We start from the raw sequence: 17,630 nt of genomic DNA, 5'->3' as shown, positions 1-17,630 counted from the left end.
CCGCGCCGCTCGATGCGCGGCAAAAATCGCGTGCATCGCAACGGGCGGCCGAAGCCCGCTCGCGACAACCAGCCGATGCATGCCGCCAGATCGATTCGCCCGCGGAAAATGGCGCCGCGCGCCATGAGCGCCCCGCCCCTCGGCATGCCCCGTTCTTCCGGCATCCGAACGAATTCCGGCACACGCGCCCAACGTCACTCCCGGGGCGCGGCGTTTCGCGCGCTTGCGGCGCGCCACGCCAGATAATCCGCCCTCGTCCAGTCGAGCTCGACGCCGACCCGCCTCGTCCCCGGCCGGATCTTCGGCTTGTGCAGCGCGAGCGTCAGCGCGTCGAGCGCCGGCCACTCGTCGAACGACAGCACGGCGATCTCGAGCGCGAGCGTCTCGAGCAGGCGCGTATGCGGCTTGTGCGCAAGGAACGATGCGAGCCGCGCGCAATACGCGTCGTAGTCGATCCAGCCGTCGCCGCTCGCCTCCGACGGCTCGCGCCGATAGGCAAGCCGCGCGTCGATCACGACGGGCTGCGGGCCCGCGTGCTCGTGCGGGTGGATGCCGATGCGCGCCGGCACCTTCAGCGCATCGACGAACACGCTCCAGCCGCGTCCATGCGCGCGCGCCGGATCGAGCGCCGCGAACGGCTCTTCGACAGGCTTCATCAGGCGAGCGGCCCCGCCGCGTCGAGCATGATGCGGCAGAAGTAATCGGCGAAGCTGCGGCGCACGACGATGTCGAACGAATCGTCGCCCGTCCGCACGAGCGCGATCGACGCCTTGAAGTAATGGCTCTGCGCGCACTGCCCGACGCCGAACACGCGCGGATGCAGATCGAGCGGACAGCCGCGCGCGAGCACGTCGCGCACGCGTTCGCCGCTCATCTCGACGACCGTGTAGCCGCTGCCGACGTCGACGGCCGCCGCATAGCGCCCCTGCACCGCTTGCGCGAGCTTCGCTTCGAGCACGCCCGCCGCGACCGCGCCGTTCGAGCGCACGAGCCATTCGTCGGGGCCGAGCCACAGCACGTCGTGGTCCGCGCCGCGCGCGATCGTGTTCGGCTTCACGGGCGGCCGACAGCCGACCACCTGCTCGAACGCGCGCACGAATGCGGGATCGTTCGGCTCGCCGCGCACGTTCACGAGATCCAGGAACGGCCGCTCGCGAAACCGGAATTTCCTCGAGCCGCGCGCGTCGTGCGCGTTCAGCGCGTCGCCCGCGCCGACGAGCGGCGATTCGAGCCGTGCGCCGCCCTGCGTATGCGCCGCCACCGAAGCTTCGTTTCTCGTTTCATTCCACATGTTGGCGTACCCCTTCGGTGTCGTAGAAAACCGGGCTCGAAATCGTCGCGGCGACGCGCCGCCCGTTCGCGAGCGAAACCGCAACGCGCTCGCCCATCCGGCTCAATCCGCCCTTCACGACCGCGAGCGCGATCGAGCGGTTCAGGATCGGGCTGTAATAGCTCGACGTCACGTGGCCGAGCATCGGCGTCGTGCCGTCCGCGCGCGCGGCCGCGTCGAGCTCGACGATCTGGCCGCCTTCCGGCAGCACGTATTGCGCATCGTCGGTCAGCAGCCCGACGAACTGCTTGCGGCCGCTCTTCGCGGTATCGGCGCGCGTGAGCGAGCGGCGGCCGAGAAAATCCTTCGACTTCGCGACGAGCCCGCCCATGCCGAGATCGAACGGCGTGATCGATCCGTCGGTATCCTGACCGACGATGATGTAGCCCTTCTCCGCGCGCAGCACGTGCATCGTCTCGGTGCCGTACGGCGTGATGTCGAACTCCGCGCCCGCTTCCATCAGCGCTTCCCACACCGCGCGGCCCGCGTTCGCCGGCACGTTCACTTCGTACGCGAGTTCGCCGGAGAAGCTGATGCGCATCACGCGCGACTTCACGCCGGCGACCGTGCCGTCCCGATAGCTCATGAACGGGAACGCGTCGTTCGCGAAATCGATGTCCTTGCACACCTTCTGCACGACCTTGCGGCTCTTCGGGCCGACCACCGCGAACGTCGCCCAGTGATCGGTGACGGACGAAAGGCGCACCTTCATGTCCGGCCACTCCGTCTGCAGCCAGCGCTCGAGCCACGTGAGCACGCGCGCGGCGCCGCCCGTGGTCGTCGTCATCATGAAGTGCTGTTCGCCCAGGCGCACGGTCACGCCGTCGTCGAACACCATGCCGTTCTCGTCGAGCATCAGCCCGTAGCGGCACTTGCCGACTTCGAGCTTGTTCCACGGGTTCGTGTAGACCCAGTTCAGCAGCTTCACCGCGTCCGGGCCCTGGATGTCGATCTTGCCGAGCGTCGACGCATCGAGGATGCCGACACCGTTGCGCACCGCGAGGCATTCGCGCTTGACCGCCGCGTGCAGGTCCTCGCCGTTGCGCGGGAAGTACCACGGCCGCTTCCAGTTGCCGACGTCCTCGAACATCGCGCCGTGCTCGACGTGCCATTCGTGCACGCAGGTCTTGCGGATCGGGTCGAGGAAATCGCCGAGCTCGCGGCCCGCGAACGCGCCGAACGACACTGGCGTGTAGTTCGGGCGGAACGTCGTCGTGCCCGTCTCCGGAATCGTCTTGCCGAGCGCCTGCGCGAGAATCGCCATCCCGTTGATGTTGCCGAGCTTGCCCTGATCGGTGCCGAAACCCATCGCCGTGTAGCGCTTCACGTGCTCGACCGATTCGAAGCCTTCGCGCGCGGCGAGCAGGATGTCGGCCGCGCCGACGTCGTTCTGGAAATCGACGAACTGCTTCGGACCGCGAACCGCCGCCTCGGCGCCGCTCGCGAGCCACAAAGGCAGCAGCGCGTCCTCGACCGCCTCGGCGAGCTTCGGCACGGGCGGCCGCTCGGCGGCGAAGCCCGTCGATTTCGCCGCGGCCACGCCCGCGTCGACCGCGAGCCGCAGCGCGCGCGACAGCTCGAACTCGCCCGCCGCCGCGCCGACGCTCGCTTCCGCCTGCACCGGCTTGCCGGGCACGAAGCAGGCCTTGTCGTCGTTCCAGTGCGCCTTGCCGCCCGATTGCGCGAACAGGTGCAGCACCGGGCTGAAGCCGCCCGACATCGCGACGAGATCGCACGGCAGCGTCGCGATCTTGCCGCCCGAGCGGCCGTTCGCGTACGACGCGACGTCGACCGACGCGACCCGCAGCTTGCCCGCGGCGGCCGACACGACCGCGCCGCTCATCACCGTGACGCCGTTGCGTTTCGCGACCGCGGGCAGCGCGCCGCGCGTCGACGCGCGCGCGTCGACGACCGTCACCTTCGCGCCGCACGCCTTCAGGTCGAGCGCGCACTGATAGCCGCGATCGTTGTTCGTCGCGACGACCGCGACGCGCCCCGGCAGCACGCCGTAGCGATGGATGTATGTCGACACGGCCGACGCGGTCATCACGCCCGGCAGATCGTTGTTGCCGAACACGAGCGGCCGCTCGTGCGCGCCCGTGGCGAGGATCACGCGCTTGGCGCGCACCTTCCAGATCATCTCGCGCGTGCCCTTGCGCATCGACACCGGCAGATGATCGGTGAGCCGCTGCACGACGGTCACGAGGTTGTGATCCTGATAGCCGAACGCGGTGCTGCGCGTGAGGATCTTCACGTCGGGGAGCTTCGAGAGTTCCGCCTCGATCTTCTCGACCCATTGCAGCGCCGGCTTGCCGTCGATCTCCGCGCGGCACGCGAGCAGGCTGCCGCCCAGCTCGCGCTGATCGTCGACGAGGATCACGCGCGCGCCGTTGACGGCCGCCGCGTGCGCGGACGCGAGCCCCGCCGGACCGCCGCCGACGACGAGCACGTCGCAGTGCGCGTAGCACTTGTCGTAGCGGTCGGCGTCAAGCGTGTCGGGCGCCTTGCCGAGGCCGGCCGCCTCGCGGATCTTCTCTTCGTACTTCGGCCACAGATTGCGCGGCCACATGAACGTCTTGTAATAGAAGCCCGCCGGCAGGAAGCGCGCGAACTTCTGCATCACCGCCATCCGGTCGTGCTCGAGCGACGGCTTCGCGTTCACGCTTGTCGCGACGAGCCCCTGATACAGCTCGATCTCGGTCGCGCGCGCGTTCGGCACCGTGTGCGCGCCGGTTTCGAGCTGCACGACGGCGTTCGGCTCGTCAACGCCCGCCGTCACGATCCCGCGCGGGCGGTGATACTTGAAGCTGCGCGCGACGAAGTGCACGCCGTTGGCGAGCAGCGCCGACGCGAGCGTGTCGCCCTGGAAGCCCTGATACGTGCGGCCGTTGAACGTGAAGGTGAGCGGCTGTGCGCGGTTGATGCGCCCGCCTGCGCCGAGTCGGTCTTTCTGGCTCATTTGCTCGTGTCCTTTGCTGCGTCGGCGGCGGCGCCGCCGAACGTTTCGTAGCCCTGGAATTCGTAGGTGACGGTGTCGCGCTGCGCGACGAACCAGCGGCGGCAGCCTTGCGCGTGCAGCCACTGCTCGCGATGCGCGCCGCGCGGGTTCTTTCGCATGAACACGTAGTCGCCCCATTCGCGGTCGGACAGCTTGTCGGTATCGAGCGGGCGCGCGATATCGGCTTCGCCGCCGCAGTTGAATTCGGATTCGGCGCGCGGGCCGCACCATGGACATTCGATCAGCAACATGTTCGTTCTCCTCTGTCGGCCGGAGTTAGCGCTTTAGCGCTTACTCCGGCCCCATGCTTCGCGGTCGGCCGGAGTTAGCGCTCCAGCGCTTCACTCCGGCCCCATGCAGTCAATGCGCGGTGGCTCGGTCAGTGCGCGACAGCAGCCGCACCGTGCTCGTCGATCAGATGACCGGTGTAGAAGCGATCGAGCGCGAACGGCGCGTTCAGCGCGTGCGGTTCGTCGCGCGCGATCGTGTGCGCGAACACCCAGCCCGAGCCCGGCGTCGCCTTGAAGCCGCCCGTGCCCCAGCCGCAGTTGAAGTAAAGGCCCTTCACGTCGGTCTTGCTGATGATCGGGCACGCGTCCGGCGACACGTCCACGATCCCGCCCCACTGGCGGTTCATCCGCACGCGCGAGAACACCGGGAACATCTCGACGATCGCCTGCAGCGTGCCCTCGATGATCTGGAAGCTGCCGCGCTGACCGAAGCCCGTGTACTGATCGATGCCCGCGCCGATCACGAGGTCGCCCTTGTCGGACTGGCTGACGTACGCATGCACTGCGTTCGACATCACGACCGTGTTGACGACCGGCTTGATCGGCTCGGACACGAGCGCCTGCAGCGGATGGCTTTCGAGCGGCAGCCGCACGCCGGCCATGTCGGCGAGCGTCGTCGTGTTGCCGGCCGCGACCACCGCGACCTTCTTCGCCTTGATGAAGCCCTTGACCGTATCGACGCCGACCACCGCGCCGCCTTCGCGGCGAATGCCCGTCACCTGACAGTTCTGGATGATGTCGACGCCCGCGCGGTCCGCGCCGCGCGCGAAGCCCCAGGCCACCGCGTCGTGGCGCGCGACGCCGCCGCGCCGCTGAATCGACGCGCCGAGCACCGGATAGCGGCTGTTCAAGTTGATCGTCGGCTCGATCTCCTTGATCTGCGCGGGCGTGAGGAACTCGGCGTCGACGCCGTTCAGCCGGTTCGCATTCACGCGGCGCTCGGTGTCGCGCACGTCCTGCAGCGTGTGCGCGAGGTTCATCACGCCGCGCTGGCTGAACATCACGTTGTAGTTCAGGTCCTGCGCGAGGCCCTCCCAGAGCTTCATCGCCTTCTCGTAGAGCGCGGCGGATTCGTCCCACAGGTAGTTCGAGCGGACGATCGTCGTGTTGCGCGCGGTGTTGCCGCCGCCGATCCAGCCCTTCTCGAGCACCGCGACATTGGTGACGCCGTGCTCCTTCGCGAGGTAGTACGCGGTGGCGAGCCCGTGCCCGCCGCCGCCGACGATCACGACGTCGTACTCGCGCTTCGGCTCCGGGCTCTTCCACTGCTTTTCCCAGTTCTCGTGATACGACAGGCCGTTGCGGAACAGGCTGAATATCGAGTAGCGGCTCATGTTGATGGACCCTTCGTTAGCATTCGATCACGTTCACGGCGAGGCCGCCGCGCGACGTTTCCTTGTATTTCGTCTTCATGTCGGCGCCCGTCTCGCGCATCGTCTTGATGACGGAATCGAGCGACACGTAGTGCTGGCCGTCGCCCTTCAGCGCGATGCGCGACGCGTTGAGCGCCTTGATCGCGCCCATCGCGTTGCGCTCGATGCACGGAATCTGCACGAGGCCGCCGACGGGGTCGCACGTCATCCCGAGGTTGTGCTCCATGCCGATCTCGGCCGCGTTCTCGACCTGGCCGGGGGTGCCGCCCATCACCGCGGCGAGCGCCGCCGCAGCCATCGAGCACGCGACGCCCACCTCGCCCTGGCAGCCGACCTCCGCGCCGGAGATCGACGCGGTTTCCTTGTAGATGATCCCGATCGCGGCGGCGGTCAGCAGGAAGTCGACGATCCCCTGCTCGTTCGAGCCCGGCACGAACTTCACGTAGTAATGGAGGACGGCCGGGATCACGCCCGCCGCGCCGTTGGTCGGCGCGGTGACGACGCGCCCGCCCGCCGCGTTCTCCTCGTTGACCGCCATCGCGTAGAGGTTCACCCAGTCGAGCATCGACAGCGGATCGCGCAACGATTCCTCCGACCGGTTGCGCAGCCGCGTGTGGAGATCGGCCGCGCGGCGCTTCACGCGCATCGGGCCCGGCAGCTCGCCGTCGGCCTTGCAGCCGCGCTCGACGCACGCGGCCATCGTCTTCCAGATCGCGACGAGGCCCGCGCGCACTTCGTCGGCGGGACGCAGCGCGCATTCGTTGCGAAACGTGAGCTCGGCGATCGACAGGCCGCTCGCGCGGCACGCGCGCATCAGGTCCTCACCGGTGCGAAACGGATACGGCACGTCGGCCGCCGCGCGCACGCCGTTCACGCGATCGCCGTCGCGATTGACGACGAAGCCGCCGCCGACCGAGTAATACTCTTTCTCGACGAGCAACTGGCCGTGCTCGTCGAACGCCTGGAAGCGCATGCCGTTCGGGTGGACGACGCTCGTGCCGCCCATCAGCTTGCGGTAAAAGCCGATGTCGTCCTTCTCGTCGAAGCGGATGCCGCGCTTGCCGAGCAGCGCGAGCGACTTCTCCGCGCGGATCGCCTTCAGGCGGGGCTCGATCAGATCGGGATCGATCAGGTCGGGCAAGTGCCCTTCGAGGCCGAGCAGCACCGCCTTGTCGGTGCCGTGGCCCTTGCCCGTCGCGCCGAGCGAGCCGTACAGCTCCACCCGCACGCGGCGCACGAAGCCGAGCAGGTTCGCATCCTCGACATGCGACGCGAACCGGCATGCGGCGATCATCGGGCCGACGGTATGCGAGCTCGACGGACCGATACCGATCTTGAACAGGTCGAAAACGCTGACGTTCATCTGGCTGCCCTTGCGTAACGATGCGTGGTTGACGTTGGGCATCAGTACATCAAAGCGTAAAATCCGCCGATAGAACAAAAACGGCATCGGCGTGGGACGCCGCCGCCAACCGCCGCGGCAGACGGCCATTCCGTGCGTTTCGGCGATGGTTCGCGGCGAAAAAACACAAGTTCCGCGCGGCCCGATCGGCCACGCTCGCAGTACGGACTGCGCGGCGGCCGGCCTTCGGATGCCCGCGGACTGGAGACACGCCGGGCCGCGCCCCGGCCAACCGACGATTTTGCAGACATGACCGCCGACGTACCCGCCTCCCCCCTTGCCGCCGATTCCGCGCCGCCGCGCCTGCGCTTCGGGATCGTGCTGCTGCCTAACTTCACGCTGACCGCGTTCTCGGGTTTCGTCGACATGCTGCGGCTGTCCGCCGACGACGGCGACCACAGCAAGCCCGTGCGCTGCTCGTGGAGCGTGATCGGCGACACGCTCGCGCCGGTGCGCGCGAGCTGCGGAATCCAGGTGACGCCGTGGCAGACGTTCGACGAAGCCGAAGCGTTCGACTATGTGGTCGTCGTGGGCGGGCTGCTGCATTCCGGGCCGCAGGCGGGGCCGCGGACGCTGCAGTTCGTCCGCCGCGCGGCCGAGGCGGGCGCGAACCTGGTCGGGATCTGCACGGGCGCATTCGCGCTGATGCGCGCGGGCGTGTTGGACGGGCACCGCGTGTGCGTGAGCTGGTTCCATTATTGGGATTTCATCGAGCGATTTCCGGACGCCGATCCGGACCTGCTGATCGCCGATCGCCTGTTCGTGATCGACCGGCGGCGGATCACGTGCTCGGGCGGACGCGCATCGATCGACGTCGCCGCGGCGATCCTGCTGCGCCACTTCGATCACGCGACAGTGCAGAAGGCGCTGCGCATCCTGCTCGTCGGCGAGATGCAGAAAGGCAACGCGCCGCAGCCGCACCCGCCGGGGCTCGAGCCCGCGACGCATCCGAAGGTCAAGCGCGCGATCCTGCTGATGGAGCAGCACGTCGGGCGCGCGCTGCCGCTCGACGAGCTCGCGTGCAAGCTCGACCTGTCCACTCGGCAGCTCGAGCGGCTGTTCAAGGCCCAGACGGGCAAGAGCCCGCAGGCGTTCGCCAAGCAGGTGCGGCTGCGCACGGCCGCGTGGCTGTTGACGAGCTCGGACCGCACCGTCGCAGACATCTCGTCGAGCTGCGGATTCGCCGACGCGTCGCACCTCGGGCGCGAGTTCCGCAAGCAGTTCGGCGCGTCACCCGCGGCTTACCGCGAGAAAGGCGGCGCGACGGGCGATGTGGACGCGGCGGCGATCGCCGGCGCATCCGACGATGCGCAGGCCGATGCGGGCACGGATTGGGAGACGGAATTCGGAGCGGAATTCGGAGCGGAATTCGGGGCGGATTGCCGGGCGGATTGCCGGGCGGATTGCGGGACGGAATTCGAGGCCGATAGGGGGAAGAACACCGACGCCGATGCGGCCGGCGGCGGGAGGGGCGCTCGCTGAGCATGTTGCACCGCCGGCGTTCGCCGCCACCGACCGGCGTCACGCCGAACGCGTCACGAATGGCGCGGCTGATTCAGCGAGCGGCGACGCATGGAGCCGGAGCGCTTCGTCGCCGATCATGCTGTCCGGCGGACTTTTTCGCGCCATGCCGCGCCGACCACTCCGGCGCGGCACGTGACTCGAGCGCGTCGCGCTCGATATCGCCGCGCGGCGGCGTCGAGCGCCCCGGCGCATGCCGTTTGCGCGGCGTGCCAGGCGAGCGCGGCCGCGACGCGCACCGCACCGCGACGATTCAACGTGCGTCGACGAACGCGCGAAGCCGCGCGTCGCGAATCTCGAGCACGTCGAACAACCCGAGCGCGCGCAGCGCCGGCAGCGTGTCGAGCAGATCCCGCTCGGCTTGCGCGCGCGCCTGCGCCGACGCTTGCGCATCGGACCAAACGCGCGCGTTGGCGAGAAACGCTGCGACGGTGCCTTTGCGAATCGACACGCCGGCGATCTCGACGCGATTGACGTGATCGGGAAGAACGGCCTCGGCTTTCATCGTGAACTCCAGTGTGGTGATGACGAAGCCTCATCGTAGATTGCCGCGCGCGGCGAGACTGCGGTATAAAGGCCAATCGATACGCCATCTACGCCATGCCCTCGCCGACGCCTCCCGCCCCGCCCGTCGTGCCGCCCGCGCTCACCCAGTCGGCAGGCGGCCCGCTGCTGCATGCCGCGCTGCTTCGCAGCGCCGACGTACGCGTGACGCGAAGCCATCGGCACGCGCGCGGCCAGTTGTTCGGCGCGCTCGCGGGGCTGCTGTCGGTCGATGCCGCGCATCACTGCTGGGTCGTGCCGGCGACGCACGCGGTCTGGATTCCGCCCGACGTCGCGCACGCGATGCGCTCGCACGGGCCGTTCTCCGGCTGGGCCGTCTACGTCGCGCCAGGCGCATGCGCCGGGCTGCCGGACGCGCCGTGCATCGTGTCGATGTCGCCGCTGCTGCGCGCGGCCGTCGAGCGCGCGGCGAGCTGGAACGACGTGCCGCCCGACGCACGACACGGCGCGCCGCGCGACGCCGCGCGCGAGCGCATCGCTGGCGTGATCGTCGACGAGATCCGCGGCGCGGCGCGCGAGCCGCTCGGCGTGCCGCTGCCGCGGGATGCGCGGCTCGCGAGGATCGCACGGGCGCTCGCCGACGAGCCGGCCGACAACCGCACGCTCGACGAATGGGCGCGGTGGGCGGGGGTCTCGCCGCGCACGATGAGCCGGCGCTTCGTCGCCGAGACGGGCTTGAGCTTCACCGTGTGGCGGCAGCGCATCCGCGCGATGCGCGCGCTGGAGATGCTCGCGGCGGGCGCGCCCGTGACGCGCGTCGCGCTCGATCTCGGTTACGACAACGTGAGCGCGTTCATCGCGATGTTTCGGCGCTGCTTCGGGGTGACGCCGGCGCGGTATTTCGCGTGAGCGCCGTGCGCGGCGGCGCACCGCGGGCCGTCGAGCGCAGGTGCGAATTCGTCCGAGTAACGAACGTCTCCCGCCGGACCGCGCCCTCGCCCGAGGACGAGCCGTGCGCCGGATCGCGCCGCCGATCCTCAGAAGCGCGCGCGTGGGACGCCGACGCGCTTTTCCGGCATCGCATCAACGCGCTCCGCCGTTCCGACGCCGCAGGTCAACTGGCCGGCACGAACGCGTGATGCGACGGCCCCGCGCTTCGCGAGAAATTCAAACGCTTACGATTCGCGCGTGAACTTGTCGGCGTCGATCCCCAGTTCGTTCGCCATGTACTCGACGAACGCCCGCAGACGCGCGAGCTCCGCCGTCAACGCCTTCTGCTCGGCCTTCAACGCCTCGAACTCCGACGGCGGCACCGCATCTTCCTGCACGCCGTGCGCGAGCGCCTCGTCCAGGGCCACGTCGCCGCACAGCAGATGCATCCACCGGCTCTCGCGCTCGCCCGGCGCGCGCGGCAGCTTGACGACGAGGGCCGGCGCGCGCGCGGCGAGCTCGTCAAGGAACGCCTCGACCGACGAGATGTCCGCGAAGCCGTGCAGGCGCGCGGTGTTCAGGCGCAGCTCCGCGGCCGTCTGCGGGCCGCGCAGCAACAGCATCGTCAGCAATGCGGCCGCCTGGCTCGGAATGCCGAGCACGCGATTCATGTTGTGCTCGAAGCGCGGCACGCGGCTGCTGCTGCCCTCCGACGCGAGACTGAGACGCTTCAGGCCGTCGATCGACGTGAGCACCTCGGCCTCCGACACGTTCATCACCGGCGAGCGAGCGGTCTTCTGATTGCAGCCGGCCGTGAGCGCGTTGAGCGACAGCGGATAGGTATCCGGCACCGTGTGCTGCTTCTCGATCAATACGCCGAGCACGCGCGCTTCGAGCGGCGTGAGGGCGCGAATGGCCGGGCGTTGGAATGCGTCGGGAGTGGAGTTCATAGGTGATGTCGCTGCGGGCTGCTCTCGTATTGAAACTGGATCGTTCGGCCGCCGGAAGATCCCGGCCGCCGAATCAGATGATAGCCGGGCGCGACGCTTCGGGTAATACCCGCTGCCCGCCGCGCGACCGTGCCGAGGCGCTCGCCGTGGCCGTCGCGGCCGCCTAGGGCGTGTTCACACTACATTAGTTTGAGGTTATGCTTCGGAGATGGAAATCTCCGAAGCCCAATTCAAGCAGATCGAACATTGCCTGCCGCGACAGCGTGGCAATGTGAGCCTGTCGAACCTGCAAGTGCTCAACGCGATCCTTTATGTGGCCGAGCACGGATGTAAATGGCGCGGCCTGCCACCACGTTTCGGCCGCTGGCACACGATCTACACGCGCATGAACCGTTGGTCTCGCAACGGTGTACTGGACCGAGTGTTCACGGAGTTGCAGCGCGCGCAGATCATTCGCGTTCGGATTGAAGCGGTATCGCTGGATAGCACGATCGTGAAGGTTCATCCTGACGGCACCGGTGCGTTAAAAAAAATGGACCTCAAGCCATCGGCAAGTCTCGCGGAGGATGGACAACCAAGATTCATATGGTTGCCGCGGATGCTCGAACAGCCATAACGTTCGCACTGTCGCCCGGTCAAGCCGGCGATGCGCCGCAGGGACGTGCACTGCTCGAACGCCTGGGGCCGCCGAATCGGCCGCTGCACCTGCTGATGGACAAGGCGTACGAAGGTAACGAAACCCGACAACTCGCGCTCGATCTCGGCTTCATCCCGGTCGTCCCTCCGTTGAGTACGCGCGTCGAGCCTTGGGAATACGACCGGGAAATGTACAAGCGTCGTAACGAAGTCGAGCGGCTGTTCCGTCGATTGAAGGGTTTTCGTCGCATCTTCTCGCGCTTCGACAAACTCGACTTGATGTTCATTGCCTTTATCAACTTCGCCCTGATTATCGAAGCCCTTCGATAGTGTGAACACGCCCTAGGCGAACCGGTCGAGCGGATGCGTCGCCCATCGGCCGCGCCCCCGCGGCGGCGCAGCGCTTTCGCGAGCGTGCGCGCATCGGTTCGCATCGGCGCGGCATAACGACACGGCTCGGATCGTCAGCGGATGCGCGCCGAGCGACGACGGCGCGCATCGCTCATCGGTCCAGCTCGCTGTAATGCCGGAATATCCCCTGCTCGTTGAACGGAATGCGCCGGTCGGACGCCAGATAGCGCGCGATCGGCGGATGCCGCGCGATCCTGTCATGCAGCTCGACCAGCCCGGCATGCTTCTTCTCGAGGCGCGCCATCGCCTTCGGAAACGCGTAGCGCAGGCCCTCGATCAGCTGGAACATCGACAGATCCACATACGTCAGGGCGTCGCCCGCCATATAGCCGCTCTTGTGCGGATTGTGCGCGAGCACCTTGCCGAAATAGCCGAGAAACTTCGGCAGCCGATGCTTGACGAAATCCTCCGCGCGCATCGCGGCCTCCGCTTTCTGGTCCTCGTAATACAGGCCGCTCGCGATCGGATGATGGGAATCGTGAACCTCGACGACGAGATCGGACACCGTCAACTGCAACTGATGCACCCAAAGCCGCCCCGCGTCGTCGCGCGGCGCGAGGTGATGCCGCGCGCCGAGGAACAGCAGGATGTTGGCCGTTTGCCCGACGATCTGGTCGCCCGCCTTGAGAAACGGCGGCGCGAACGGCAGGCGTTCCACGGCATCGCGCTCCAGCAGCCGCATCATCGCCGGCACGCCCATGCCCTTGCGCGACGATTCGCGCGCGACGTCCACGTATTCGGCGTCGGCCGCCTCGAGCGCGAGCCGCACGAATTCCCCGCGCCCCTGGATGTCAGGCCAGTAGTAAAGCTCGTAGGGCATGCTGCCTCCGTTTCGTTGCGTGAAAGACGTTGGAACCGGCACTCGGCTTCGAGTTTCGCGGTCGAGCATCGCGGCTCGCCGCAAACGGAAAGCGACAGTCTAGGCGCAACCGGCCGATGACGTCATCCGCGCGCGGCGGGCCGATCGGCGACGAGATCGGGGCGCATTTTCGACCGCCGCCGCCGGCGCAGCGCGAACGCCGCCAATCGCCAGTTCACCGCCGCGTCGCCGCCGCCTGATCGGTGCGCGAACACGCGCGGCGTCACGGGCGGACGGCGCGAACGCGGGTAAACGCCCATTTGATCTCGCGATTCGACGATCTACTGTATCGATACACTAAATCGATACAGTCGCGCCGCCGCTGTCGTGTCGCGCTGAACATACCCGCCCGCACTCAGAGCGGCATCCAGGAGACAACACCATGCATTCCATTTCCCGGCGACGGTTCCTTCAAACGGTCTCGGCGGCCTCGCTCGCGGCGGCTGGCGCGGGCTTTCCCGCGATCGCGCGCGCCCAGCCGACGGCCACGTTGCGGCTGTCATCCTCGATGCCGGCGAACGAAAACGCCGCGCATTACGTGTGGTATCAGAACCTCGCCGCGAACCTGAAGGCGAGCGTCGGCGACCAGATTCGGATCGACTATTTCCCGAACAACCAGCTCGGCAAGGAAAGCGATGTCGTCCAGCAGGTGAAGGTCGGCGCGGTCGACATGATGGTCGCCGGCTCGTCGATCTGGGCGACCGTGCTGCCGGAGCTCGGCATGCTCGATCTCGGCTATCTGTTCGACAACTTCGACCATGTCGGGCGCGCGTTGGACGGCACCGTCGGCAAATCATTCGACGCCATGCTGCAGCAGCGTGCGGGCTGCTCGCTCGTTACGTGGGGCTATTCCTTCGGCGCGCGCAACGTGTTCACGAAGAAGCCCACGCAGTCGCTTGCCGATATCAAGGGCGTGAAGCTGCGCGTGCTGCCCACGCCCGCCTTCATGGAAACCTTCAAGCTGATGGGCGCCGTACCGACGCCCATTCCCATCGGCGAGTTGTACATGGCCGCGCAGACAGGTGTCGTCGACGGCTTCGAGCACGACTGCGCGACCGTGCTCGCGGGCAAGTACGACGAAGTCGTGAAGTCGTGCTGGCAAACGCAGCACGCCTTCAGCCCGCTCGCCGTGGTGATGGGCCGCTCCGCGCTGGCGAAGATTCCGGAGAATCTGCGCCCCGCGTTTCAGAAGGCGGCGCAGGACGCGACCGCGAAGCAGCGCGCCGCGGCCATCCAGACGGCCGCCAGCGCCGAGCAGGAGTTGAGAAAGCGTGGCATGACGTTCTATCCGATGTCGAAGACCGACCGCGACACCGCGCGCGGCGAGATGCAGTCGCAGTTGTACGCGAGCTTCTCGAAGCAGTATCCGGCGACCGCGCCGCTCTTCACCGCCATCGCCGCGACGCGCGGCTAACGAGGCACGCATACCATGACCACTTTCTCCGTGACGCCCGGACCACAGGCGCAACGCGCCGCACCGGGCGTCGGCCATGACACCGTGCTCGCACGCGGCCTCGCGCGCCTCGTGCACTGGATCGAGTACCTGTGCGCGGCCGTGCTCGCAGCCGACGTGCTCGTGGTGTTCCTCTCCGTGATCTACCGCTATTTCCTGCACGATCCATTCGACTGGGCCGAGGAAGTCGCCGCGGCGCTGATGATCGTACTGGTGTTCCTCGGCGCCGCCACGGTGCTTGCGCGCAGCCAGCACGTCGGCATCGACCTGTTTCGCGGCATGTTTCCCAAGCGCTGGCAGCCGGCGCTCGTTCACGCGGGACACTGGGTGATCGCGGGCGTCGCGGGGAATCTGTGCGTGTCGTCGTGCCTGCTGCTGGCCGACTCCTACGGCCAGATGACGCCGAGCGGCCTCCCGGCGTGGATCAACGTGTATCCGCTCGTCATCGGCAGCGTGTTCATGACGGTGTTCGCGCTCGCCAACGCGCTCAACGGCGCGCGCAAGACCGTGCTCGGCACCTTGATCGGCTGCGTTCTGCTCGCGGCGGCCGTGTTCGCGTGGAACGCGTTCGTGCCCGGTCACGCGCTCAAGCCCGGCTTCCTGCTGATGGCCGGATTCATCGGCGGGCTCGTGCTCGGCGTGCCGATCGGCTTCGTGCTCGCGTTCTCGGCGCTGCTGTACTTCCTCGCGGAACCGTCCCTGCCGATGCTCGTCTACTCGCAGCAGGTGATGGCCGGCACCGACCACTTCGTGCTGCTCGCGATTCCGTTCTTCGTGCTGGCCGGACTGCTGATGGAAACCAACGGCATGTCGTCGCGCCTGATCGAGCTGCTGCTGCGGATTTTCGGGCGCGTGCGCGGCGGCCTCGGCCTTATCACAATCATGGCGACGGCGTTCTTCTCCGGCGTGTCCGGTTCAAAGCTCGCGGATATCGCGGCGGTCGGCGGGGTCGTGATGCCGGCCGTGCGCCTGAGCCGGGAAGACCCGAACGAAGCCGCGGCGTTGCTCGCCTGCAGCGCCGTGATGGCGGAAACCATTCCGCCGTGCGTGAACATGATCATCATGGGCTTCGTCGCGAACATTTCGATCGCGGGGCTGTTCCTCGCGGGCGTCGTGCCGGCCGCCGTCCTCGCCGCGACGCTCGCAGCCGTCGCGGTGATTTGCGGGCGCCGCATCAATCTCGCCGATGCGCTCCCCCATCCGCGCGCGTGGATGCCGCTGCTCGGCGGCGCGCTCGTCGCGCTCGTCATGATCACCATGATCGGCAAGGGCGTGACGTCGGGCATCGCGACGTCGACGGAAGTGTCCGCGTTCGCCGTGGTCTATGCGCTCATCGTCGGCGGGCTGGCGTTTCGCGAACTCACGCCGAAATCGGTCGTGCGCGTGTTCGTGCGCTCGGCATCGATGGCGAGCAGCATTCTGTTCATCGTCGCCGCGGCCTCCAGCGTGTCGTTCGCGTTGACCATCGAGCAGATTCCCGCGCTCGTTTCCGATTCGATGATCGTCTTCGCGCATCAGTACGGGCCGACGACGTTCCTGCTGCTGTCCGTGCTCATCATGATCGTGTTCGGCGCGGTGCTGGAAGGCGCGCCCGCGCTCATCATCTTCGGGCCGCTCCTCACCCCGATCGCCGCGCAGCTCGGCATCAACCCGCTGCATTTCGGCACGGTGATCGTCGTCGCGATGGGGCTCGGCCTGTTCGCGCCGCCGATCGGCCTGGGCCTGTTCGCGACCTGCGCCATCACCGGCACGGAAATGAAGGCCGTGGCGCGTCCTATGCTCAAATACCTGCTGGTGCTGTGCACCGCACTGGTGGCGCTGATTCTGGTGCCGTCCTTTTCGTTGTGGTTGCCGACCCGGCTCGGCCTGTAGCCGGCAGATGCAAAACCTTATGAGCACCATTCAGGATGTCGCCCGCGAGGCCGGGGTTTCCGTGAGCACGGTATCCAACGTGCTCAACGGCCGCACCGGCCAGATGCGTCAGGAAACGCTCGCGCGCGTGCAGGCCGCGATAAACGCGCTGCAATATCGGCCGAGCACGCTCGCGCGTCAGCTCAAGACGGGACAGACGCCGATCATCGGGCTGCTGGTGCCGTCCATCGCCAATCCGATGTACGGCTATATCGCGCGTGAGGTCGAAACGTACGCGCAGGAGCGCTACGGCTATCGCTTGATGATCGGCAATACGTATCGCGATCCGGCGAAGGAAGCGTCGTTCTTCGAGGATCTGCTGTCGCAGGGCGTGCGGCGCGTGATCGTGATTTCGTCGCTTGCGAACGAGCACCATCTGGAAACCGCCGTCGATCGCGGCATGGTCGTCGTCAGCTACGACCGCCGCGCGACCGAAGGCGAGACCACGCGCGTCGAACACGTCACGCCGGACAACTTCGAGGCCGCGCGCATCGCGACGCGCCATCTGATCGCGCACGGCCACACGCGCCTCGCCTTCGCCACGCTGAGCGGCGCGACGATGAGCCGCCGCGACAAGATCGACGGCTTTCTCTCGGCGGCGCGGGATGCGGGGCTGGCGGAGCACGCGCGCGTGCTCGACAGCGGCCCGGTCAACGAATACGGCGATTCGATGATCGCGGAGAACGGCCGCGCGCTCGCGCGCCTGCTCGCGCAAGACGACGCGCGCCCGACCGGCATCGTCGCCGTCAACGACCTGATGGCGCTCGGCCTCATGGCCGGCCTGCGCGAGTGCGGCTTGCGCGTGCCGCAGGACGTGTCGATCGTCGGCATGGACGGGCATTTCCTCGCGGCGATCTCCAACCCCGCGCTCACGACCGTGCAACTGCCGGTGCCGGCGATGGCCGCCGAAATGGTCGAGCGCGCGATGCGTCCGCACGACGAACCGCTGCCCGCATCGGAGCAGGCGCTCTTCACGGACATCACGCTCGTGGAGCGCGAGTCGGTCGCGCGCCCGGGCAAAACCGCCGCGAAAGCAAAGCGAGCCAGAAAATCAGGATAAGG

General features: G+C 67.8%; 15 protein-coding genes. 6 read left to right on the top strand and 9 right to left on the bottom strand.

Annotated features, from left to right (window positions below):
• Positions 1 to 194 precede the first annotated feature (194 nt).
• The 6 genes from BTH_RS05180 to BTH_RS05155 all read right to left on the bottom strand — a co-directional run bounded on the left by BTH_RS05180 (position 195) and on the right by BTH_RS05155 (position 7,354).
• Positions 195 to 656: a dihydroneopterin aldolase gene (locus BTH_RS05180; RefSeq protein WP_009896437.1), complete on the bottom strand. Its 462-nt coding sequence runs from the start codon at positions 654 to 656 to the stop codon at positions 195 to 197.
• Positions 656 to 1,291, bottom strand: a complete 636-nt coding sequence (locus BTH_RS05175) for a sarcosine oxidase subunit gamma (protein ID WP_011401100.1) — start codon at positions 1,289 to 1,291, stop codon at positions 656 to 658. Before BTH_RS05175 ends, BTH_RS05180 begins: the two co-directional genes overlap by 1 nt.
• Positions 1,281 to 4,289 carry a sarcosine oxidase subunit alpha family protein gene (locus BTH_RS05170; RefSeq protein WP_009896435.1) on the bottom strand — a complete coding sequence of 1,003 codons (3,009 nt, stop codon included), beginning with the start codon at positions 4,287 to 4,289 and terminating at the stop codon, positions 1,281 to 1,283. Before BTH_RS05170 ends, BTH_RS05175 begins: the two co-directional genes overlap by 11 nt.
• Positions 4,286 to 4,579, bottom strand: coding sequence for a sarcosine oxidase subunit delta (locus BTH_RS05165; protein ID WP_009896434.1), 294 nt, complete (start codon positions 4,577 to 4,579; stop codon positions 4,286 to 4,288). Before BTH_RS05165 ends, BTH_RS05170 begins: the two co-directional genes overlap by 4 nt.
• A 128-nt stretch (positions 4,580 to 4,707) precedes the next feature.
• The gene (locus tag BTH_RS05160) at positions 4,708 to 5,952 is read right to left on the bottom strand and encodes a sarcosine oxidase subunit beta family protein (protein ID WP_009896433.1); all 1,245 of its coding nucleotides are present in this window, start codon (positions 5,950 to 5,952) and stop codon (positions 4,708 to 4,710) included.
• Between the two features lie 16 nt (positions 5,953 to 5,968).
• Entirely contained in the window at positions 5,969 to 7,354 is a 1,386-nt protein-coding gene (locus BTH_RS05155) for an L-serine ammonia-lyase (RefSeq protein WP_009907526.1), read from the bottom strand.
• A gap of 288 nt (positions 7,355 to 7,642) precedes the next feature.
• Between BTH_RS05155 and BTH_RS05150 the strand changes: the two genes are divergently transcribed.
• On the top strand, positions 7,643 to 8,875 hold the full coding sequence (locus tag BTH_RS05150; protein ID WP_009896431.1) for a GlxA family transcriptional regulator: 1,233 nt from the start codon (positions 7,643 to 7,645) through the stop codon (positions 8,873 to 8,875).
• A 292-nt stretch (positions 8,876 to 9,167) separates the two neighbouring features.
• Here BTH_RS05150 and BTH_RS05145 read toward each other — a convergent pair whose 3' ends face one another.
• On the bottom strand, positions 9,168 to 9,419 hold the full coding sequence (locus BTH_RS05145) for a hypothetical protein (RefSeq protein ID WP_009896429.1): 252 nt from the start codon (positions 9,417 to 9,419) through the stop codon (positions 9,168 to 9,170).
• Between the two features lie 95 nt (positions 9,420 to 9,514).
• Here BTH_RS05145 and BTH_RS05140 point away from each other — a divergent pair, with 95 nt between their 5' ends.
• On the top strand, positions 9,515 to 10,327 hold the full coding sequence (locus BTH_RS05140; RefSeq protein WP_009896427.1) for an AraC family transcriptional regulator: 813 nt from the start codon (positions 9,515 to 9,517) through the stop codon (positions 10,325 to 10,327).
• 266 nt (positions 10,328 to 10,593) lie between these two features.
• Here BTH_RS05140 and BTH_RS05135 read toward each other — a convergent pair whose 3' ends face one another.
• On the bottom strand, positions 10,594 to 11,298 hold the full coding sequence (locus tag BTH_RS05135) for a YceH family protein (RefSeq protein ID WP_009896426.1): 705 nt from the start codon (positions 11,296 to 11,298) through the stop codon (positions 10,594 to 10,596).
• 208 nt (positions 11,299 to 11,506) lie between these two features.
• Between BTH_RS05135 and BTH_RS33220 the strand changes: the two genes are divergently transcribed.
• Positions 11,507 to 12,264 (top strand): IS5 family transposase gene (locus BTH_RS33220; RefSeq protein ID WP_099005207.1). Its coding sequence is split into 2 segments (ribosomal slippage): positions 11,507 to 11,822 and positions 11,822 to 12,264, totalling 759 coding nucleotides; the frame shifts between segments, so codons are not numbered across the junction.
• Positions 12,265 to 12,436: 172 nt separating this feature from the next.
• Here the strand turns inward: BTH_RS33220 and BTH_RS05125 are convergent.
• Positions 12,437 to 13,165, bottom strand: coding sequence for a glutathione S-transferase (locus tag BTH_RS05125; RefSeq protein WP_009896424.1), 729 nt, complete (start codon positions 13,163 to 13,165; stop codon positions 12,437 to 12,439).
• A 421-nt stretch (positions 13,166 to 13,586) separates the two neighbouring features.
• On the opposite strand from BTH_RS05125, the gene BTH_RS05120 reads away from it, so the two are divergent.
• The 3 genes from BTH_RS05120 to BTH_RS05110 are packed head-to-tail and all read left to right on the top strand — an operon-like array spanning position 13,587 to position 17,628.
• Positions 13,587 to 14,618, top strand: a complete 1,032-nt coding sequence (locus tag BTH_RS05120; protein ID WP_009896420.1) for a TRAP transporter substrate-binding protein — start codon at positions 13,587 to 13,589, stop codon at positions 14,616 to 14,618.
• 15 nt (positions 14,619 to 14,633) lie between these two features.
• Positions 14,634 to 16,529: a TRAP transporter large permease subunit gene (locus BTH_RS05115; protein WP_009896418.1), complete on the top strand. Its 1,896-nt coding sequence runs from the start codon at positions 14,634 to 14,636 to the stop codon at positions 16,527 to 16,529.
• Positions 16,530 to 16,548: 19 nt separating this feature from the next.
• Positions 16,549 to 17,628, top strand: a complete 1,080-nt coding sequence (locus BTH_RS05110) for a LacI family DNA-binding transcriptional regulator (RefSeq protein WP_025404172.1) — start codon at positions 16,549 to 16,551, stop codon at positions 17,626 to 17,628.
• Positions 17,629 to 17,630: the final 2 nt, after the last annotated feature.

It is taken from the genome of Burkholderia thailandensis E264 (assembly GCF_000012365.1).
Lineage (GTDB): Bacteria > Pseudomonadota > Gammaproteobacteria > Burkholderiales > Burkholderiaceae > Burkholderia > Burkholderia thailandensis.
The sequence above is the reverse complement of the archived record's forward strand: the minus strand, read 5'-3'. Positions and strand labels throughout refer to the sequence as shown.

Coding starts and splice junctions, on each gene's coding strand:
- BTH_RS05180 (WP_009896437.1), bottom strand. CDS start 656: ATGAAGCCTGTCGAAGAGCCGTTCGCGGCGCTCGATCCGGCGCGCGCG.
- BTH_RS05175 (WP_011401100.1), bottom strand. CDS start 1,291: ATGTGGAATGAAACGAGAAACGAAGCTTCGGTGGCGGCGCATACGCAG.
- BTH_RS05170 (WP_009896435.1), bottom strand. CDS start 4,289: ATGAGCCAGAAAGACCGACTCGGCGCAGGCGGGCGCATCAACCGCGCA.
- BTH_RS05165 (WP_009896434.1), bottom strand. CDS start 4,579: ATGTTGCTGATCGAATGTCCATGGTGCGGCCCGCGCGCCGAATCCGAA.
- BTH_RS05160 (WP_009896433.1), bottom strand. CDS start 5,952: ATGAGCCGCTACTCGATATTCAGCCTGTTCCGCAACGGCCTGTCGTAT.
- BTH_RS05155 (WP_009907526.1), bottom strand. CDS start 7,354: ATGAACGTCAGCGTTTTCGACCTGTTCAAGATCGGTATCGGTCCGTCG.
- BTH_RS05150 (WP_009896431.1), top strand. CDS start 7,643: ATGACCGCCGACGTACCCGCCTCCCCCCTTGCCGCCGATTCCGCGCCG.
- BTH_RS05145 (WP_009896429.1), bottom strand. CDS start 9,419: ATGAAAGCCGAGGCCGTTCTTCCCGATCACGTCAATCGCGTCGAGATC.
- BTH_RS05140 (WP_009896427.1), top strand. CDS start 9,515: ATGCCCTCGCCGACGCCTCCCGCCCCGCCCGTCGTGCCGCCCGCGCTC.
- BTH_RS05135 (WP_009896426.1), bottom strand. CDS start 11,298: ATGAACTCCACTCCCGACGCATTCCAACGCCCGGCCATTCGCGCCCTC.
- BTH_RS05125 (WP_009896424.1), bottom strand. CDS start 13,165: ATGCCCTACGAGCTTTACTACTGGCCTGACATCCAGGGGCGCGGGGAA.
- BTH_RS05120 (WP_009896420.1), top strand. CDS start 13,587: ATGCATTCCATTTCCCGGCGACGGTTCCTTCAAACGGTCTCGGCGGCC.
- BTH_RS05115 (WP_009896418.1), top strand. CDS start 14,634: ATGACCACTTTCTCCGTGACGCCCGGACCACAGGCGCAACGCGCCGCA.
- BTH_RS05110 (WP_025404172.1), top strand. CDS start 16,549: ATGAGCACCATTCAGGATGTCGCCCGCGAGGCCGGGGTTTCCGTGAGC.